The organism is Gordonia sp. SCSIO 19800 (genome assembly GCF_018132775.1).
Classification (GTDB): domain Bacteria; phylum Actinomycetota; class Actinomycetes; order Mycobacteriales; family Mycobacteriaceae; genus Gordonia; species Gordonia hongkongensis.
The window spans coordinates 130513-149993 of the sequence record NZ_JAGRQM010000004.1 but is presented as its reverse complement, the minus strand read 5'-3'; the positions used below and the strand labels follow the sequence as shown (position 1 = coordinate 149993).

General features: G+C 66.2%; 16 protein-coding genes. 12 read left to right on the top strand and 4 right to left on the bottom strand.

The annotated features are described in order from the left end of the window. Nucleotides 1-5 precede the first annotated feature (5 nt). The 8 genes from nuoL to KB201_RS06425 all read left to right on the top strand — a co-directional run bounded on the left by nuoL (nucleotide 6) and on the right by KB201_RS06425 (nucleotide 10131). Nucleotides 6-1919 carry an NADH-quinone oxidoreductase subunit L gene (gene nuoL, locus KB201_RS06460; protein ID WP_211538671.1) on the top strand — a complete coding sequence of 638 codons (1914 nt, stop codon included), beginning with the start codon at nucleotides 6-8 and terminating at the stop codon, nucleotides 1917-1919. Then, entirely contained in the window at nucleotides 1916-3520 is a 1605-nt protein-coding gene (locus KB201_RS06455; RefSeq protein ID WP_211538670.1) for an NADH-quinone oxidoreductase subunit M, read from the top strand. The genes nuoL and KB201_RS06455 overlap by 4 nt, the downstream gene beginning before the upstream one ends. Further along, nucleotides 3520-5292, top strand: coding sequence for an NADH-quinone oxidoreductase subunit NuoN (gene nuoN / locus KB201_RS06450; RefSeq protein WP_211538669.1), 1773 nt, complete (start codon nucleotides 3520-3522; stop codon nucleotides 5290-5292). The genes KB201_RS06455 and nuoN overlap by 1 nt, the downstream gene beginning before the upstream one ends. Nucleotides 5293-5813: 521 nt before the next feature. Next, nucleotides 5814-6104: a hypothetical protein gene (locus KB201_RS25235; protein WP_374193898.1), complete on the top strand. Its 291-nt coding sequence runs from the start codon at nucleotides 5814-5816 to the stop codon at nucleotides 6102-6104. 49 nt (nucleotides 6105-6153) lie between these two features. Next, nucleotides 6154-6399, top strand: a complete 246-nt coding sequence (locus tag KB201_RS06440) for a hypothetical protein (protein WP_226512245.1) — start codon at nucleotides 6154-6156, stop codon at nucleotides 6397-6399. Between the two features lie 58 nt (nucleotides 6400-6457). Next, nucleotides 6458-7336, top strand: coding sequence for a LysR family transcriptional regulator (locus KB201_RS06435; protein WP_211538667.1), 879 nt, complete (start codon nucleotides 6458-6460; stop codon nucleotides 7334-7336). Then, entirely contained in the window at nucleotides 7333-8259 is a 927-nt protein-coding gene (locus tag KB201_RS06430) for a serine hydrolase (RefSeq protein ID WP_211538666.1), read from the top strand. Before KB201_RS06435 ends, KB201_RS06430 begins: the two co-directional genes overlap by 4 nt. Nucleotides 8260-8358: 99 nt before the next feature. Continuing rightward, nucleotides 8359-10131 carry a penicillin-binding transpeptidase domain-containing protein gene (locus KB201_RS06425; protein ID WP_211538665.1) on the top strand — a complete coding sequence of 591 codons (1773 nt, stop codon included), beginning with the start codon at nucleotides 8359-8361 and terminating at the stop codon, nucleotides 10129-10131. A 68-nt stretch (nucleotides 10132-10199) separates the two neighbouring features. Here KB201_RS06425 and KB201_RS06420 read toward each other — a convergent pair whose 3' ends face one another. Further along, nucleotides 10200-11801 (bottom strand): alkaline phosphatase, encoded by a 1602-nt coding sequence (locus tag KB201_RS06420; protein ID WP_068972617.1) that lies wholly within the window; start codon nucleotides 11799-11801, stop codon nucleotides 10200-10202. 133 nt (nucleotides 11802-11934) lie between these two features. On the opposite strand from KB201_RS06420, the gene KB201_RS06415 reads away from it, so the two are divergent. Then, entirely contained in the window at nucleotides 11935-12159 is a 225-nt protein-coding gene (locus KB201_RS06415) for an amphi-Trp domain-containing protein (RefSeq protein WP_058251007.1), read from the top strand. A gap of 7 nt (nucleotides 12160-12166) precedes the next feature. On the opposite strand, the gene KB201_RS06410 is transcribed toward KB201_RS06415, so the two are convergent. Then, complete coding sequence (locus KB201_RS06410; RefSeq protein WP_058251006.1) at nucleotides 12167-12826, bottom strand: hypothetical protein; 660 nt, start codon at nucleotides 12824-12826, stop codon at nucleotides 12167-12169. A 293-nt stretch (nucleotides 12827-13119) separates the two neighbouring features. On the opposite strand from KB201_RS06410, the gene KB201_RS06405 reads away from it, so the two are divergent. From KB201_RS06405 to KB201_RS06395, 3 genes are all read left to right on the top strand, one after another. After that, nucleotides 13120-13638, top strand: a complete 519-nt coding sequence (locus KB201_RS06405) for an OsmC family protein (RefSeq protein WP_058251005.1) — start codon at nucleotides 13120-13122, stop codon at nucleotides 13636-13638. 117 nt (nucleotides 13639-13755) lie between these two features. After that, nucleotides 13756-14172, top strand: a complete 417-nt coding sequence (locus tag KB201_RS06400) for a DUF3761 domain-containing protein (RefSeq protein ID WP_091344293.1) — start codon at nucleotides 13756-13758, stop codon at nucleotides 14170-14172. A 22-nt stretch (nucleotides 14173-14194) separates the two neighbouring features. Beyond that, nucleotides 14195-14920 (top strand): GNAT family N-acetyltransferase, encoded by a 726-nt coding sequence (locus KB201_RS06395; protein ID WP_058251003.1) that lies wholly within the window; start codon nucleotides 14195-14197, stop codon nucleotides 14918-14920. 12 nt (nucleotides 14921-14932) lie between these two features. On the opposite strand, the gene KB201_RS06390 is transcribed toward KB201_RS06395, so the two are convergent. Together KB201_RS06390 and KB201_RS06385 are read right to left on the bottom strand one after the other, a co-directional pair. Beyond that, on the bottom strand, nucleotides 14933-15892 hold the full coding sequence (locus tag KB201_RS06390) for a hypothetical protein (protein WP_374100782.1): 960 nt from the start codon (nucleotides 15890-15892) through the stop codon (nucleotides 14933-14935). 177 nt (nucleotides 15893-16069) lie between these two features. Next, nucleotides 16070-19447 (bottom strand): DEAD/DEAH box helicase, encoded by a 3378-nt coding sequence (locus tag KB201_RS06385; RefSeq protein WP_307848049.1) that lies wholly within the window; start codon nucleotides 19445-19447, stop codon nucleotides 16070-16072. Nucleotides 19448-19481 lie beyond the last annotated feature (34 nt).

Here is a 19481-nt window from a genome sequence, read left to right as displayed (position 1 = left end):
GATTGGTGAACGCCGAACTCACTGCGTCATTGCTCTGGCTGATACCGGCTCTGCCGCTCCTGGGTGCGGCGATCCTCCTTCTCGGTGGTCGCGCCACGGGCCGGTGGGGGCATTTGCTCGGGACGGGCCTCGCGATCGCGTCGTTCGCGGTGGCGCTGATCATGTTCACCGGCATGGTGTCCCGATCTGCCGACGACCGCGACGTGTCGGACGTCCTGTTCAGTTGGGTACCGGTGGGCGAGCTCCAGGTCGACTTCGGGTTTCTCCTCGACCAGCTGTCGATGTGCTTCGTCCTGCTGATCACCGGCGTCGGCTCGCTCATCCACGTCTATTCGATCGGCTACATGCAGCACGATCCGGATCGTCGCCGATTCTTCGCCTACCTCAACCTGTTTCTCGCGGCCATGCTCGTCCTGGTCCTGGCCGACAACTACCTGGGTCTCTACCTCGGCTGGGAAGGCGTCGGACTCGCGTCGTACCTGCTGATCGGTTTCTGGCAGCACAAGCCGTCGGCGGCCACCGCGGCCAAGAAGGCATTCGTCGTCAACCGGGTCGGCGACATCGGACTCGCTGTCGCCCTGATGATCATGTTCGCCACCTTTGGCTCGGTGGCCTTCACCGCGGTGTTCGACGGCGCCTCCCAGGCGGGCGAGACGACACTCACCGCACTGGGTTTCGTGCTTCTTCTCGCCGCATGCGGCAAGTCGGCGCAGGTGCCGCTGCAGTCGTGGCTGGGCGACGCGATGGAGGGCCCGACGCCGGTGTCGGCGCTGATCCACGCCGCGACCATGGTGACCGCCGGCGTCTACCTCATCGTGCGCTCGGGCCCGATCTTCGACCTCGCCCCCGCCGCCCAGGTCGGGGTCGTGGTCGTCGGCACGGTCACCCTGCTGTTCGGCGCCGTCATCGGTTGCGCGAAGGACGACATCAAGAAGGCGCTCGCCGCGTCGACGATGAGCCAGATCGGGTACATGGTCCTGGCCGCCGGGCTCGGTCCGGCGGGTTACGCGTTCGCCATCATGCACCTGCTCACCCACGGCTTCTTCAAGGCGGGGCTGTTCCTCGGTGCGGGATCGGTGATGCACGGGATGAACGACGAGACCGACATGCGCCGCTACGGCGGACTGCGCGCCCTCATGCCGATCACGTTCGTCACCTTCGGTGTCGGGTATCTCGCGATCATCGGTGTGCCGCCGTTCGCGGGCTTCTACTCGAAGGACCACATCATCGAGGCCGCGTTCGGCGCCGGTGGAGCGAAAGGTCTGATCCTCGGTGGCGCAGCACTTCTCGGCGCCGGGATCACGGCGTTCTACATGACCCGGGTCATGTTGCTCACCTTCTTCGGCGAGAAGCGTTGGCACGACGGCACAGACGCGCCGGCACCTCACCCGCACGAGTCGCCGCGTGTCATGACCGGCCCGATGATCCTGATCGCGCTCGGCTCCGTTGCATCGGGCGGCCTGCTGGCCATCGGCGGGTCGCTGGAGACGTGGCTCGAACCCGTTGTCGGAGGACACACCGAGCACCATCTCCTCCCGGTGTGGGCCATGACGTCGATCATCCTGCTCGTGGTCGCCGTCGGCGTGGCTGTCGCCTACCGTCAGTACGCGACTCGACCGGTGCCGGTGACCGCGCCCGAGGACGTATCGGTGATCACCGTCGCCGCTCGCCGCGATCTGTACGGCGACGCCGTCAACGAGGAGCTGCTGATGCGGCCGGGTCAGCGGGTCACCGCCGGCCTCGTCGCGGTCGAGTCCGACGGCGTCGACGCGCTCACCAGTGGTGTCGGTGATGCGGTGACCGGCGCGTCGCGTCGAATACGCGGGTGGCAGAACGGTTATGTCCGGTCGTATGCCCTGTCGATGTTCGCGGGTACCACCGTGATCGTGGCCCTGGTGATGGCGGTGAACGTCCTGTGAGCATCCCCTGGTTGACCATCCTCTGGGTTGCGCCCGCCGTCGGCGCGGCCCTTGTCCTCGCGGTCCCGGCGCACCGGGCGACCGCGGCGAGATGGTTCGCGCTCGTGGTGTCCGTGGCTGTCCTCGTCCTCTCGGTCGGTCTCGCGGCCGGTTTCGATCCCGGTGGGGAGCGCTACCAGTTCGTCGAAAACGTCAGCTGGATACCGGCGCTGGGTACGCGGTATGCGCTGGGGCTCGACGGCATCGGACTCGTCCTGGTGCTGCTGACCGCGGCGCTCCTGCCCCTGCTGCTCGTGGCCGGCTGGCGCGATGCCGAGTCGGCGGGCTCGCTGGACAATTCGGGTGGCCGCGCGCAGAAGGGCCCGCACATCTACCTGGCGCTGTTCCTCGCCACCGAGGCGATGGTGCTGATGAGCTTCGTCGCGCTCGACGTGCTGCTGTTCTACATCTTCTTCGAGGCGATGCTCATCCCGATGTACTTCCTGATCGGCGGGTTCGGCACCGGACCCAACCGATCGGCGGCCGCGGTGAAGTTCCTGTTGTACAACCTCTTCGGCGGACTCCTTCTGTTGGCCGCGGTCATCGGACTGTACGTGGTGACCGCCCAGGACGGGGTGGGCCCAGACGGTGGCGGGACGTTCGCGCTGCCGGACATCGCCGCAGCTGTCGCGAGCGGACAGATCGATGACTCGACCGGGTTGGCCAAACTCCTTTTCCTCGGCTTCCTGTTCGCCTTCGCGGTGAAAGCACCGCTGTGGCCGTTGCATTCGTGGTTGCCCGACGCCGCCGTCGCCGCCACGCCCGCCTCGGCGGTGCTGATGATGGCCGTGATCGACAAGGTCGGGACCTTCGCGATGCTGCGATTCTGCATGCAACTGTTCCCGGACGCGTCCCAGTACTTCGCGCCCCTCGTCTGCGGACTCGCGGTCGTCAGCATCGTCTACGGCGCGGTTCTGGCCATCGGACAGACCGACGTGATGCGGCTCATCGCCTACACGTCCATCTCGCACTTCGGCTTCATCATCCTCGGCATCTTCGCGATGACCGACCAGGGCCAGACCGGGTCGACGCTCTACATGGTCAACCACGGGATCTCCACCGCCGCACTGTTCCTCATCGCCGGCTTCCTCGTATCACGTCGTGGGAGCACCCTGATCGCCGACTACGGCGGCGTGCAGAAGGTCGCGCCCGTCCTCGCCGGCACCTTTCTCGTCGCCGGGCTCGCCACCCTCTCGCTCCCGGGGCTGGCCCCGTTCATCAGCGAGTTCCTGGTTCTCATCGGCACCTTCACCCGCTACCCGGTGGCGGCGGTGATCGCCTCCTCGGCGCTCGTCCTGTCGGCGATCTACATTCTGTGGACTTATCAGCGCATGATGGGCGGACCGACGAAACCGGCCGGCGACCGCTTGTCGTCGATGCGGGACCTGGCGGGTCGCGAACTCGTGGTCGTCGCTCCGCTGCTCGCCCTGCTCATCGCGCTGGGGGTGTATCCGAAGCCGATGATCGACCTGATCGATCCGGCGGTACAGGCAACGCTCACCACTGTCGGCGTCGAGGCGCCGGAACCGGCCGTCGCCGAGTCTGATCCGGAGGGCAACTGATGACATCGACCACCCTCGTCGACGGTCCGATGACGCTGGCCGCCATCGACACCCCCAGCGTCGAATACGCATCTCTCGCACCGATGCTCATCGTCTTCGGCGCCGGGGTCGTCGGGGTCCTGGTCGAGGCCTTCGCGCCGCGCAGACTGCGGTATGCCCTGCAACTCTCGCTCGCACTCGGCGGGTTGGTCGTCGGATTGGGTGCCCTGATCGCGGTGGCGGTCGCGCAGACACACGATGGCGCGAACGGCGAGTTCGCGATGTCGGGTGCGGTCGTGATCGATCGACCGGCGCTGTATCTACAAGGGCTGCTGCTGATCATCGCGGTCATCGCCGTCGGGTTCATGGCCGAGCGCCGACTCGAGCGAGTGGTCGCACCGGTGACTATGCGAAGGCTCGCCGGGGTCGGCGGCGGAGACGACGCGATCACGCGTGGCGGCCCGGGCGGTGGCGGGGTGGACGCCGACATGTTCACCCCCTCGGGTGCCTCGGTACCCAACACCGATGCCGAGTTCGAGGCCACCCGCGCCGGAGCGGTGACGACCGAGGTCTTTCCCCTGGCCTTGCTCGCGGTGGGCGGGATGATGCTGTTCCCGGCGTGTGGGGACCTGCTCACGATGTTCATCGCGCTGGAGGTGTTCTCGCTCCCGCTGTATCTGCTGTGCGGACTGGCCCGGCGCCGGCGCCTCATCTCGCAGGAGGCCTCGCTGAAATACTTCCTGCTGGGCGCATTCTCGTCTGCGTTCTTCCTGTTCGGAGCGGCCTTCGTCTACGGCGCCACGGGTTCGCTGAACCTCTCGACGATCGGTGCGTCGATCTCGGCGACCGCCGACAGCGGCGGTGACACCACGCTCGCACTCATCGGGCTGGCGCTGCTCGCCGTCGGCCTGCTCTTCAAAGTGGGTGCGGTGCCGTTCCATTCGTGGATTCCGGATGTCTACCAGGGCGCTCCGACGCCGGTCACCGCATTCATGGCCGCCGCCACCAAGGTCGCCGCTTTCGGCGCGCTGCTCCGGGTCTTCTACGTCGGCTTCCCGGGCCTGCGTGAGCAATGGGAACCCGCGTTGTGGGCGGTGGCCATCGCGTCGATGGTCATCGCCTCGGTCATGGCGGTCACCCAGAACGACGTCAAGCGGATGCTCGCGTACTCGTCCATCGCGCACGCCGGGTTCATCCTGCTCGGCCTGATCGCCTTTGACGAAGCGGGACTCGGCGCCACGCTGTTCTACCTCGCCGCCTACGCGTTCACCACTCTCGGCGCCTTCGCCACCGTCGCCGTCATCCGCGAGCCCGACACCGACTCCGGTCCCTCCGCCCGCACAGTCGCCATCCACGGCACCGCACCGCTGCCGCGAAACCCACACCTGTCCGGCCGCGAGGCCACCGACCTCACCCAGTGGTCGGGGTTGGGGCGCCGTTACCCGCTGGTGGGCGCCATGTTCTCGGTGTACCTGCTCTCGTTCGCAGGCATCCCGCTGACCAGTGGCTTCATCGCCAAGTTCGACGTCTTCGCCGCAGCGGCCGGTTCCGGCGGCGGCGTCCTGGTGGTCATCGGCGTCATCAGCAGCGCCATCGCCGCCTACGTCTACGTCCGCATCATCGTCGCCATGTTCTTCGACGACGTCCCCACCTCCGGCGCCCCGCACGTGGTGAAACCGAGTGTGCTGACGACGTCTGGCATCGCCCTGTGCACTCTGGTGACGGTCGCGCTCGGTGTCTTCCCGCAACCGCTGCTCGACCTCGCCGACGCGGCAGCGGTGTTCTTGCGCTGACAGATGATCAGGAACGGATCTGTCAGCGAAACGTCGACCACTGCGGAGTTGTGCAGGATCGTGCACGGTCACATATCGAGTTGGGGCATTTGGGTCCGGTATGCGACGCAGACTGCCCCCCGCGTCAGGCACTATGGTCGCGCTACGTCGTCCAAACGCATCGTCCGACCTGCGGGTCTTCTCTAGCCGATGTCCCGTCTCCGTCAACGCTCAGCAAAAGACCGAGCGGCAACGGATATTGTGAGCGATCCATCAAAATAGGAGCGCCGCCAATGTCTGATCTCGACCCCCTCGGTGAGCGTCTACGCCTAATGGCGGTGTCTCAGGCAAAAGTGACCGATCACCGATCGGTTGCCGGAATCGTTCGGGTGGACGTTGATCACGCGGCATATCAACGTGACCCAACAGCGGCACGGTGCGGTCTCCTCGACCGCTACGTCGCCACCGCTCACGCGAACCGTGGCGGTCATGACACGATTTCTATCGCCCTTACGAGATTCATCGTCGATTCTTCGGTCGACGTGAATGACCTGCTCGACCACGCGTTCGTGGAGTCTCGTGGCCTCCCCGGATGGATCGAGGACCGCGCGGACCGATTCCCGGTCAGCAACCGCACCGAAGGCGGAACCATCCAAGCCGGGCACTGGGTCGGCCCGGACGGACGGTCGCGGTATCTCGCGAACAAGGACGTGCTGTACCAACGAGCGAACGTCGTGTATCTGCTGCAGACTTCTGCAACCACCGCGTCCACCAACCCGACGGTGCAGGCAGGTTTGCAGGACATCGTGGTGTCAGCCCACCTCGAGGATTGAGTGCAACATGGTGACCCGGAACTCCGTTGTGTCCGATCTGGAGTCGGCCATGAACACCGTCATCCACTTCGTCGCCGATCCGGATGATGCCAGCTGGTACATGGGTGACGCCGAGCGACATACTCTCTACCTGCGTATGGGCGATTTCCCTGATGAGGAGGCGTTCTCGCTGTACCTCGGTCACGGCAGATGGATGGACTTCTCAACTCCTCCGGCCACTTGGACGATCGCGACTCCGACACAATGGCCGCCAACTGCGCGTCCTCGGTTACCCAAAGGCGAGTTCCACGAGTGACACTCGCCCACTTCTCAGCTGAACCCTTCCCGCGTGCAACCATGCCATCCTGGAACCCGTGGATCTGATCAGGCACTTGCGGTTCTTCGTCGCCGTGGCCGAGGAGGGCCACTTCGGCGAGGCCGCTACGCGCCTGGAGATGACGCAGCCGCCGGTTTCTCAGGGTCTGCGTCGCCTGGAGAAGCAGCTGGGACTCCAGCTCATCCGACGCACCACTCGCGGCGCCGAACTCACCGATGCCGGACGCGAACTGCTTCCGCGCGCACGTCTACTCGTCGACGACGCCTCGAGATTCGTCGGCGAGGCCCGGCGGCTCCACGAGCGCACCGAGGTATTGCGTTGGGGTACCCCATCACTGGTCGGCCCGACGATCACGGCCACGCTGGCACGCCGCATCGCCGGGGTCGCGTCCGGACAGGACACGGTCAGCTCCTCGACGGTCGATCTCGTCGAACAGGTGTCGGCCGGGTCACTCGACCTTGCGGTTGTCGAAGCGCCCTGTGTCACCGGCTCTTTGACCACCGGCCCGATTGTCGTCCTCAAACGTTCGGTCGTGGTGCCCGAGATGCACCCGGTGTCGTCCGCCGACCGGCCGCGCCTGCGTCACCTGGCCGGGCTGCGCTTCTGCCACACGCCACGGTCGTTCAACCCGCCTGCGCACGACCAGCTGATCGACCGGCTCCGAGAGTCCGGCCTCGACCCGCAGCTGAATTCGGTGACCTCCGCCGACCAACTGCTGGCCGCGGTCGCCGCCGGGCACGCCTTCGCGCTGACCGTCGATCGCGATGCCCTCGCCGCGGTCGATGCCGTTCGCTGCCTGTCCGTCGGACCGGACGCCACCGCGCTGCGCCTTCGCGTCGTCTACCGCGAACCCGGCCTCAGCGAGGTGGCGGAGGTCGTCACCGCCGCCCTCTACCGGATCGGCAAGGCGACGTGAGCTCGTCGGCGCCCCTCCCCGAGTCGGTCCGCACCCAGCTCGACCGCGCTGTCCACGAGACCTTCGCCGACGCCGGCTGTTCGGGGTGCGTGCATGTTCGGACCATCGGTCCGACGCCGGTCGAGTACTGCCACGACGCCGACACCCCGGTCGTCCTCGCGTCGGTCTACAAACTCGCGGTGTTGGTCTCCCTGTGCCGCATGGCAGATCGCGGCGACATCGATCTCACGGCGTCGATCACCGTCGATCCCACCCGGTGGGCGCAGGGCCCGAGCGGGCTCGCACTGTTCTCGGACCCGGTGGCCGTGTCCTGGCGTGACCTGGCCACGTCGATGATGACCATCTCGGACAATGTCGCCGCCGACGTCATACTCGCCCACATCGGACTGCCGCAGATCCACGACGACCTGGTCGACCTCGGCCTCACACACACCCGCATCGTCGGTGGTGTCGCCGAATCGCACGCACGTCTGCAGCGGGAGACCGGCACGAGCACCGTCGCCGAGGCATTCGCCGCCCTCGCCGATCCCGACTTCGACGCCTCGGTCAGCGCCTACGACGCCGCCTACTCCAGTGCCGCGACACCGCGCGACTGCACGACGCTGCTCGACGCGATCTGGACCGATCGCGCAGCGTCCGCGACGTCGTGTGAGTTCATTCGCCAGGCGATGAGGAAACAGGTCTTCACCTCGCGCCTCGCTTCGGGGTTTCCGTTTCGCCGGGTGAGCGTCGCGGGTAAGACGGGCACGCTCGTCGCCGTTCGCAACGAGATCGGCGTCATCGAGTTCCCCGGCGAAGTGCCGATCGCGGTCGCGGTGTTCACGATGAGCGCGAGATCCGAGATGGCGCTACCCGAGGTCGACCGCGCCATCGGAGAGGTGGCCCGCGTGATCGTCACCGAACTCCGAAGACCGGACGACTGAGCGGAAACTCGCCCAGGAACAGCGACGATAGCGAACCACTATCGGCCGATCGCGTGCCGAAACTTGGCATCGCTTCGTCCCGATGGGTTGGCTCGGGTCATGCGTCGATGGTGGGCACTGGTGAGTGCATGTGCGGTGATCGTGGGCACGGTGTCGGGTTGCTTCCTGCCCTCAGACTCACCTGAGGACGCGCTACGGTCGTTCGCGGCCGCGCTGCAGGAGGGCGATGCCACCAGGGCCGCGGCCCTCACCGATGATCCGGCCGCGGCAGGCGCGGCGATCACCGCCATGTTCGACGGCATGGGCCGCACGCCCAAGCTCTCGGTCGCGGCCGACCTGGTCGACGGCAAGGAGGTCAGTGGCACACTCGACCATCGCTGGCAGATCCGCGATCGGAGCGTCGGGTATCAGACCTCTGTCGTCCTCGCCGAGGCGGATTCCCACTGGAAGATCCGGTGGCAGCCCTCCGTCCTGCACAGGCAACTCCGTGCCGGAGAATCGTTCTCGTACAGCGATGATCGCGCCTATCGAACGCCGGTCCTCGACACCAACGATCGACCGCTCATGACCTGGCAGGCCGTCACCCTGGTCACTCTGCAACGCGCGCAGCTCGATTCGGCGGAGATGCTCGCCCGCGCCCTCCGACCCGTCGAACCCGGTATGACCGCCGCCGGTATCCGCGCGGCCTTCGCGGGCAACAATGCGCCGCAGCACACGGTGATCCGGCTCCGCGAGTCCGATCTCCGGCGCGCCCAGCGCTCGGTGGAGTCGATTCCGGGTGTCGCGCTCAGCGAGCAAGGCGCGCTGCTCAGCGCCACCAGAGCACTGCATTCGCCGGCGATGTCGGGACTCGAGGAGATCTGGCGCGAGCACATCGACGCCACGGCGGGGTGGTCCGTCCAGATCGTCGGCGCCGACGGCACACCCACGCATCTCGTCGACTCGGCGCAACCCGGTGTCACGCCACCGGTGCGCACGACCCTCGACCGCGATGTCCAGACCCGAGCACAACTCGCCGTCGACGGCGAACGACGCCCTGCCATGGTCGTGGCCATCGAACCGTCGACCGGAGGCATCGTCGCCGTCGCGCAGAACGACGCCGCCGACAGGTCGGGATCGGTCTCGCTGACCGGGCTCTACCCTCCGGGTTCGACGTTCAAGACCATCACGACCGCAGCCGCACTGGACGCCGGAGCCGTGCAACCGACGTCACAGGTCCGCTGTCCTGGCCGCACCACGATCGAAGGTCGGACGATCCCGAACGAAGACGACTTCGACCTCGGGACCGTGGCACTTCCAACAGCTTTCGCGCGCTCGTGCAACACGACGATGGGCGCCCTCGCGAACAGGCTGCCCGACGACGCGCTCACCGCAATGGCACGACGGTTCGGCATCGGCGCGGACTACACCGTTCCGGGCCTGACGACCGTCACCGGGTCGGTGCCCCGCGCCGGTTCACCTGCGTTGCGGGTCGAAAACGGCATCGGTCAGGGTACGGTGACCGTCAGCCCCTTCGGTCTCGCCCTGGCCGAGGCGAGCCTCGCGCGCGGTGAGACCGTGACCCCCGGCCTGGTTCGCGGAAGGGACACGACGGGAGACGTCGAACCGCAACAGATCCCGGGCGACGTCACTCGTGCACTCCGAAGCATGATGCGCGACATCGTCACCCGCGGGACGGCCACCGCCCTCCGCGACATTCCCGGCCTCGGGGGCAAGACCGGCACTGCGGAGTACGGCGACAACGAGAACCCGCATGGCTGGTTCGCCGGCATCGTCGGGGACCTCGCGTTCGCGACGCTCGTCGTCGGAGGCGGGTCGTCCGCACCCGCTGTCGAGGTGACCGGAGAGTTCCTGCGGCCGCTGAGCGAGTGAGCAGCTTCCGCAGAGTGCGGGAACGGCACCGGATTCCGGGACGAATCCCGCACTCTGTCAACGGGTCGTCACGACGCCGGCTCGAGGTCCTTTCGGTACAGGGTCTTGCCCGACGCGTCGACCAAATCCACGCTCAGCACCTTGGTCCGACCGTCGATCGTCACCTCGCCGAAGTGTTGAAACCCCTCCGCCGGTGACACATTCGACTCGGTGGGCGCGTGAACGAATTCGTATTCGGCACCGAATGTGCTGTCCAACGGGCTCTCCGGGAACGCACCGGCGTGCAACGGTCCGGCGACGAACTCCCAGAACGGCGCAAAATCCTTGAAGCCGGCGCGGTCGGGCTCGTAGGAGATCGCGGCGGTGTAGTGGACATCGGCGGTCAGGAACACCACGTTCCGGACGTTCTTCGTCTGAGACAGTATGCGGGAGAACGCGATCTCACGACCAAGCGGATCGCCGGCATCACCCTGGGCCACCGCTTCCATCGCCTTCGGACCGTCCGGCGGTGTCGTGTTCTTGTCCGCCACGACGATGCTCAGCGGCAGGTCATTGGCGACGATCTTCCAGGTCGCCGTCGAACCCCGCAGTCCGTCGATGAGCCACTGGGTCTGTTCCGGACCGAGCAAGCCGTCGACGTTGTCCCCCGACCACGCATCGGGGTTCGGGTCCTTGTGGCTGCGCATGTCGAGGATGAAGACGTCGAGCAGCGGACCGTATGACACCCTGCGGTACAGACGATCCGAGGCACCGATCTCGACGGGTTGCCATTCCTGCCAGGCCTGACGTCCGTTGCGCGCCAACACGTCGACGCTCATCTCGGTGTATCCCTCGCGGCCCTGCCCCTCGAGACTCTCCCCGGGGAACCAGTTGTTGACGACCTCGTGGTCGTCCCACTGCACCAGTTGCGGGACTGATCCGACGAAGCGTCGGAAGTGGTCGTCGGTCAGGTTGTACGCGTAGTTTCCACGAAACTGATCGACGGTCTGCGCCACCTGCGCCTTCGCCGGACTGGTGATGTTCCGATAGGTCTTGCCGTCGTTCTGTTCCTGAGTCGCCTCGACCGGGTTGTCGGCGTAGATGGCGTCACCGGAGTGGATGAAGAACTGCGGATCACGGTCGGCCATGGTGGCGAAGATGGTCATCCCGCCCATACCTGGGTTGATGCCCCACCCCTGCCCGACCACGTCGCCGGACCACTGAAACCTGATGTCGCCGTCTCGTACCGGAGCTGTCGTGAAGATTCCGGTCGCCGGTTCGGAGAGCGCGCCGTCCTCACCTTCGAAGGTGACGCGATAGTGCACGGTCTGGCCGGGCTCCAGGCCGGCCACCCGCAGTCGGCCGGTCCCGTCGCCGGCGGGTGTCACCTGCGGTCCGCGAAATTTCCGTGCAGCACCGAAGGACTCGCTCGATGCGGTCTCGACGATCATGGTCGCCGGCCGGTCCGACCGCGCCCACACCAGCGCCCCTCCGCTGGTCACCTCGCCGGTGGCCACCCCGTGGGTGAGGACCGGCCGGTTCCTGACCAGACTCGGCGTCGCCGAACCAGGATTCGACGACCCGCAGGCCGCCAGCGCGGACCCGACCGGGACGAGGAGCGCGCCCGTAGCGGCAGTTCGCAGAATCGTGCGTCGGGACGTGGGACGGTCTGCTCGATGAGGTCGGGTCATGGGCGCCAGGGTGGCGCAGCACTTCCAATGGCTGGTGACAAATGGGTGACGAGAAGGTGTCCGTCTCCGAGCTCGGTGTCATCCGGCACGCGTGCCGCTTGACCGAATATGTCCGGTCGGCTCAGATGGACTGATGAGCGACGAACTGTTCGAGCACAAGACCAAGACCGAACTGACCCGTGAAGAGGCGGCGAAGAGGATCCACGAGCTCGCGGACGCCATCGCGCGTCACAACGAGGTGTCTTTCGTGGAGAACAACAAGACCGTCCGTGTCGACATCCCGGCGAAGGTGCAGCTGAAGATCGAGATCGAGCGGGGCGAAGACGAATCCGAGCTCGAGATCGAGATCACCTGGTAGGCAGCTCTTATCGACTGGGTACGTCAGAATCGGTGGACGCCAATGACGAGGCTGGGTTCGGCGTCTGTAGGGCCGACCGCTCGGTGCGCATCAATCGCCAAGCGGCCACAGCGAAGGCTGCTTGACTGACGGCGTTGATCGACTGCTCGATCCATTGCAGCGAGAGAGTCTGTTCCTGACCGGCCAGTGGTCCGAGCGTGTAGGTCCCCGCCAGGCACACCGCGAGCAACGCCACCGTGCGCACATCCCGAACGCTCCACGCGTCGCGCGCGAGGGCCACGTAAAGTGCTGTCGCGCCGATGATCACGGCGATCAGAAACCAGCCGGCAATAGATGGGACCGCCACTCCGACGACCGAGAGACCGGCGAGCAGTAGGGCCGGCGTGAGTCTGCGAAGACCCCAGGCAGCGGCGGCGAGGAGCGGAAACCCGCAACCCATCAGCGGGAAGAGCGAATCGGCGAGCCGCGGGATGTCGGCGATGTCCGTGGCGGCCAGGAACTTCCACGACGCTTTGGCGAAACCTCCGGCAAAGATCAAACCAGCGCCGACATATGCAGGTAGCCAGTCGGTTCGACGCGCGACCAGGAGTGCACCGAGCGCGCCGAACGCGACCGGTACGAAGTCGAACAGCGCCAGGGGGACCGTGACCTGTTCCGCGGGTGTCACCCTCGCCCCTCAGACTGCGGCCGGCATCGGAGCGCGGTCGGAACCCCGGATTTGTTCAGCATGCTGAACAATCTAGCTCGTCCGGCTCACCCGCGCCACCAACGGAGGGGTGTTCGTTCGGTGCTCGGGCGGTCGAGGGCGACGACGCTGACCGTTCAACCGGACCACGCGATCGCGCAGGGTGCTCCTCCGCGCCGCAACATCCAAGTGTTCCGCTCACCATGATGCAGAACGTCGTCGTTCTCGATGCTCCTCGCTACCTTCGTCGGCAACAGGACCGTCGAAGGAGCACCATGACCGAGACCGCCACCCGCCTCAACGACGTGGACATCGCCGCCGTCGGCCAACTGGTCGAAGCGATTCAGGACGACGCCGGCAAGGCCCAGACGACATGGGCCGCGCATGTCCAGTGGAACGGTTCGTTCGCGTCGGCGGCACGGATACGCGACTTCTCGCCGGTCCCGTCCGACGAGCCCGCCGCACTCGGCGGCGGCGACACGGCACCCAACCCGGTCGAACAGCTCCTCGGTGCGTTGGGTAATTGCCTGGCCGTCGGTTACGCCGCGAACGCCACAGTGGCGGGCATCGAACTGAAGGACCTGCGAATCGATCTGAAGGGCGACGTCGACCTGCACGTCTTCCTCGGACTGGCGGAGGGACATGCCGGATTCGGATCGATCACCGCGAGAGTCACCATCGATTCCGACGCCCCGCGCGAGAGGCTCGATGAGCTGCACGCCAAGGTCCAGGCCAGCTCACCGGTCGGGCACACCCTCGCGAACGCGGTGCCGGTGGAGATCGTGTTGAACTGACGCCGACCGACGACACAGCAGTCGTAAGCAAAGCACACGCCCCGCCAACAACCGAAGATCTGTGCCAGAAGCGTCGGAGATTGCCAAACAGTCGTTGAAGTCATCAAGGATCACCGAATGCCAACGATGACCGAGCGTCGACTTCTTGCTGGACTCGCCACCGTGCTGGCGCTGACGATTGGTTCATTGCTGACCGGCGCGGCCATCGGGGACGCACCGGCAGGGGCGGACCCAGCCATCCACGAGGTCGACTACAGCTGCGGATCCGGGTGGTACGAGAATTCGGACGGCAACTGCGTCCCAGGGCCGGACAACTCACCCACGGGGATTCGTTGCAAGGACGGAACGTACAGCCACGCGAAGAACCGACAGGGTGCGTGTTCCCGGCACGGGGGAATCGCAGACGACTCCGGAACAGCCGGGGCAGGCAGCGATGAGAGCGGCAGCTCCGAGCTGGGAGTCGGGAGCGCGGTGATCGGCAGTTCCGTGATCGGTGCGGCACTGCTGGGCGCCCTGCTGTTCGGGAGTAGTTGACCTTCTGTCGTATGGTCGCCCCGTGACCGACCGCATCACCGATGAACGACCAGCCGAACACGAGATGACCGGTCACGCGCTACTCGACAACCCGGCTCTCGCGGCCCTCACCGGGCCACATGCGCACTTCGCTCAGCGCCGCGGTGGTGCTCTGCGGTATCACCCCGATGTCTGCCCCATAGCGGCTCTCCCCGACTCCCCGAACGCTCGAGACTGGTCGGACGCTGCCGAACTCATCGGCCCGGGTGGTTCCCTGTTCTTGCCGGTGGTCACGAATCGTCCGCCCGCGGGATGGGATACGACGATGGACCTGCCCGGTGTGCAGATGATCGACGCCGGCGTCGACGCCCGGCCTGACGATGAGGCCGCGCCGTTGACCGCCGCAGATGTGCCGGAGATGACCGACCTGGTCGAACGCACTCGCCCAGGGCCCTTCCGCCCCCGCACGATCGAGATGGGCGCCTACGTCGGAATCCGACGCAACGGCCGCCTCATCGCAATGGGTGGTGAACGGCTGAGACTTCCGGGTTACACCGAGATCAGCGCCGTCTGCACCGATCCCGACCACCGCGGACACGGACTCGCGTCCCGGCTCGTACTCGACCTCGCGCACCGCATCCGACGTCGCGGTGATGTTCCGATCCTCCACGCCGACGCCCGCAACGTCGGCGCGATCCGGCTGTACGAGCAACTGGGGTTCGTCGTTCGCCGTGAGGTCCTGTTCCAGATCTTGCGGGCGCCTAGCTGAACTCGGACTCAGTCAGTCCCGCGTCAACGACTTCGCCAAGGGAGCGATCTCGTCGAGATAGATCGATGCCAACACGTCCGACTCGTCGGCCAGGTGCCGCACCCGATCACCCTCGGCCCGGTCCCATTCGGTGGCGACGGCATGCTCGAAGTCGTCGATTCCACTCACGCGGTCGAGCCACGCCTGCTTCTCCTGCCGGTGTTGAATGCGCGCGACGATCGACTCGTACCCCGCGAATGCCTCGAGGCGCCGCACCAGCTCGTCGAGCCGGCCGGACAGCAGGAGCGACTTCTCGACGAACGTGGACACCACCTGTGGATCGGCGGCCAGGTGACCGGTCGGCTCCGCACCCAGAAGTGCGAGTTGGTCGCGCAGCCCGACAGCGACAGTCGAGATGGCGGTGACCTCCCCCTCGAGGTCGACGCGGACGGCGTGACGGTCGAAGAAGTCGAGCTGCCACGCGGGGAATCCACTGATGCGGTCCGCCACCGCGGCGGTCGTCCACGCGATCTGGCCGACGGGATCAGACGAGAAACGCTCCAGTTCGCCCCTGTCGCGACTACGACGACGGGACAGCGCCGAGACCCCGGTTCCGCCGCCTTCTACGTCTCCGGTCGCCCGGCCATGCCAGATGTCGGCGGCCGAGGCGACGAAGTCGGCACCCTCGGCATCGCTGTCGACGGCCGCACCGGCATCATCACCCAACTGCTGCCGGATGGCCTGGCACGACGCCCAGCGTCTGGCCTGCGCAAGTCGGATCGTGTCGGCGAGGTCGGCCAGCGGAGCAGACGAGGACGTACCGGAACCGGCGGTCGACGACGCTTTCGTCGTCGACCGCGCCGCTGACCTTCGATGCCGGAGGTCGTCGCGCATGCCGGTGAACATCGCCGAGAACGCCCCGATCAGCATTCCGAGGAGCACCACCAGCGCGGCCGCGATCACCACCACGAAAACGGCGATCACGACGTACATCATCTGTCCAGTAGACCACGGTTCACGACGACTGAGGTCGGTTCCTGCGCAGCTCAGCGAGGCGCAACGGAGTCCTTCATCACTGTGGTCCGGACCAATGGACTCACACTCGGGTGATGGACTCCGACCGACGTTCATGGGTCGAGATGAAGTCCATCTGTCGCCGAGGCCCGTGAGTCACTTCGGGTCAGACCCGGCCGGCGAGCCGCCGAGCAACTCGCGGATGTCATCGGCGCCGATGGCGGCGCCGAAAAGGTCACCATCGTCGACGACGGCGTCGAACAGGTCGCGCTTACGTTGTTGCAGCGCAACCACTTTCTCTTCGATCGTGTTCGCCGACACCAGGCGATAGACCGTGACCGGACGAGTCTGACCGATGCGATGGGCGCGGTCCACGGCCTGGGCCTCGGCCGCCGGGTTCCACCACGGATCACACACGAAGCAGTAGTCCGCCTCGGTCAGGTTCAGCCCGAAACCGCCCGCCTTGAGACTGATCAGGAACACCTTCGACGCCCCGCTCGTGAACTGCTTGATCGCCGCAGTGCGCCGACGCGCGGTCATCGATCCGTCGAGGTAGCTGTATTCGACTCCGGCATCGTCGAGGGCGCGTTCGACCAATCGGAGGAAACCGGTGAACTGGCTGAAGATCAGGGCGGAATGACCTTCGGCGATGAGCTCGGGAATCTGCTCGACGAGGAACTCGATCTTGGCCGAGTCCATGTCGGTGTGCTTCTCGTCGACGAGCCCGGCGTGCAGGCTCAGTTGCCGGAGCATGGTGAGCGATCGGAAGATCTGGAACCGGTTGGCTTCGAAGTCGTCGAGCAGGCCGAGCACGCTCTGCCGTTCCCGAGTGAGGCGCGTCTGATACAGCTTGTCGTGCTTCGCGTTCAGGCTGATCGACAGCACCTGTTCCTGCTTGGCGGGCAGGTCCGTGGCGACCTGGTGCTTCGTGCGCCGCAGCATGATCGGACGAATCCGTCGTCGTAGCAACGCCAACCGCCCGGGCTCCGTGCCACTTTCGATCGGCTTCCGGAAGTACGACGTGAAGGTCTTCGCCGACGGGAACAGACCCGGCACGGTCAACGCCATCAGCGACCACAGTTCCATCAGGTTGTTCTCCAGTGGCGTGCCGGTGATCGCGATCTTGACCTCGGCATCAAGACGGCGAGCGCACTGATGAGCTTTGCTCGCGTGATTCTTGACGAACTGTGCCTCGTCGAAGTACACGGCCGACCAACTGGCCGATGTGAACTCGTCGATCCCGATGCGCATCAGCGCGTACGAGGTGACGACCAGTTGCGCTCCCGCAATACGATCGGCGAACGCGATCTTCGCCCGTCCGCTCGTCTCGGTCACCGTTGCAACCCTCAGACCTGGTACGAACCGTTCCGCTTCGACCGCCCAGTTCGAGATCACGCTGGTCGGTGCGACAACGAGAAAGCGAGCCTGCGGTTCCTCCTCGATGACCTTCGCGATCAATGCCAGGGACTGGAGGGTCTTGCCCAGCCCCATGTCGTCGGCCAGCACTCCGCCGATTCTGTTCTCCCACAGGAAGTTCAGCCAGTCGAGGCCGGCCCTCTGATAGTCACGCAAGTCCGCATGCAGCCCGGTCGGCACCGGACAAGGCACCGGCGGTGTCGCGGCGGCCAGACGACGCAACTGCTCGCGCCACTTCGTAAGATCGTCGTCGACCGTCCCCAGTTCGAGCAGCTCGTCCCACAACGTGGCGTTGTGCGTATCCCGGCGGACCCGCCCACGGTCGAGTTCACCCAGTGCGCGGGCCTCGGCCACCAGTTCGGCCAGGCGTTGCAGCTCCGGGGTGTCTAGCACGAAATAGGCCCCGTCGGGCAACAGCATGTGTGTCGCTCCGTTCGACAACGCCGTCAGCACCTGGTGCAGCGGCACTGCGACGCCGTCGACCTCGATGGTGATCGACAGGCCGAGCCAGTCGTTGTCATCGGACCGTTCGGCACCGAAACCGATCTCGGGGACGACCTCGGCGGCACGGTAGTCGGGGAGCTCGCCGACGATCTCCACCTCGATCCCGTCAGCCCGCAGCTCCGGGGCGACCTCGGTGACGAACCGCGCAGTGTCGACGGGCGAGTAACGGTAACGGCGGGTCAGGAGCGCAATCGATGCCGATGCGAGAGCCTCGTCGCGCGTCATCTCGGCGAGTTCCGGATCGTCTGCGAACTTGCTTTCCGGAAACCCGGCCACCTGGATCTGCCATCGATCACACACCCGAGCCGCAGCTTCGAGGTGACCACGGAGTTGCTTCCACAGGCGACGTTCGGCCACGTCGTCACCGAACCCCGAGCTCTGCCCGGACGGGAAGAATCGTCTGCTCCCGTTCACGCGGTAGACGACACCCCACTCGAGGTGCGCGCCGCCATCGTCGGCGACCCGAAGCGTGACTGCCGCGTCGGGACCGGTGATCTCCGGTCGGGTCACTGCGCCATCGGCCACGGTCACCGACATCCGACCGGCGAGGTCGGGGAGGACCTCGTCGGCGAACTCCGCGATGTCGGTGTCGGGAATTCTGACCGTCCCGGCGTCGAGCAGTGCCCGGAGGGCTTTCGACGACCCGTCGTCGACGAGCGGCGCCAGGAACATCGTGCCGCCTCGTACCAGGCTCGCTCCGTGCGGCACCGATCCGAACAGCATCAGAGCGTCGTCCTCAGACGGCCCGACAGTCGGGAAGTCGACACCGCCCGACACCACGAGACCCTCGTCGCCGCGATCAACGGTCAACGCGGGCGTCGCGGGTGGAAGCAGCTCGACTTTCTTGGCGCCCGTCGACTTATGCGCCACCAGTACGACACCATCGTCTACCGCCGCCCGTAGAGCGGTCCAGATCTCGGCGGACGCCTGGTCCAATCGGTGAACCTGGGAGGTCCCGTACAGGTGTTTGTCCCCGGCGCAGAGGTGGACGGCACGGACTCGTGCCAGGTGAACGGGGTCGAAGTGCTCAGCCGGATGGTCGGTGGTGGACCTGTAGTACTCGGTCACATATCCCGGCTCGATGGAACTCCACGTGATCCCCGTGCGTACCCAGTTGCCCTTCTTGCCGGGGGTCACCAGGCGCAATGTCACCGTCTTCAGGCTCATCCACTCGGGATCGTCGAGCTCGACGAGCAGACCGATGGGAGCCGATCCCGGCTCTTTCGAGGTGGCACCGGCGACAAGGTCACCCAGCAAAGCCCGCCACGGCTCCGACGCGTGCCCAACGTGTTGAGGCAACGCACCGATGAGCCCAGCACGCATCACCCCCAGCGCCAGAGCAACGGCGTGCTTGCAGTTGGCACCGACCGGACAGTCGCATTCAGCGACATCGACCACGTATCCGCGGGCGCCGTCACCGAACCCGATCTCGAGTGAGTAGAGTTCGCCACTCGAACCGACGCAGGTCCCGGTCGCCGACATGAATAGCGGGTCCCAGTCGTCGAGAGCTACGCGCCCCTGCTGTGCGTATGCGGCACCTCGGCCTATCGTCGCGACGTCGAAATACACGAGCAGGCCCGACTCCGCGGGCGATAACTGATCGAACGCTGCCACACGACGAGGCTAGGCGATTCTGCCGGCGGCGGGA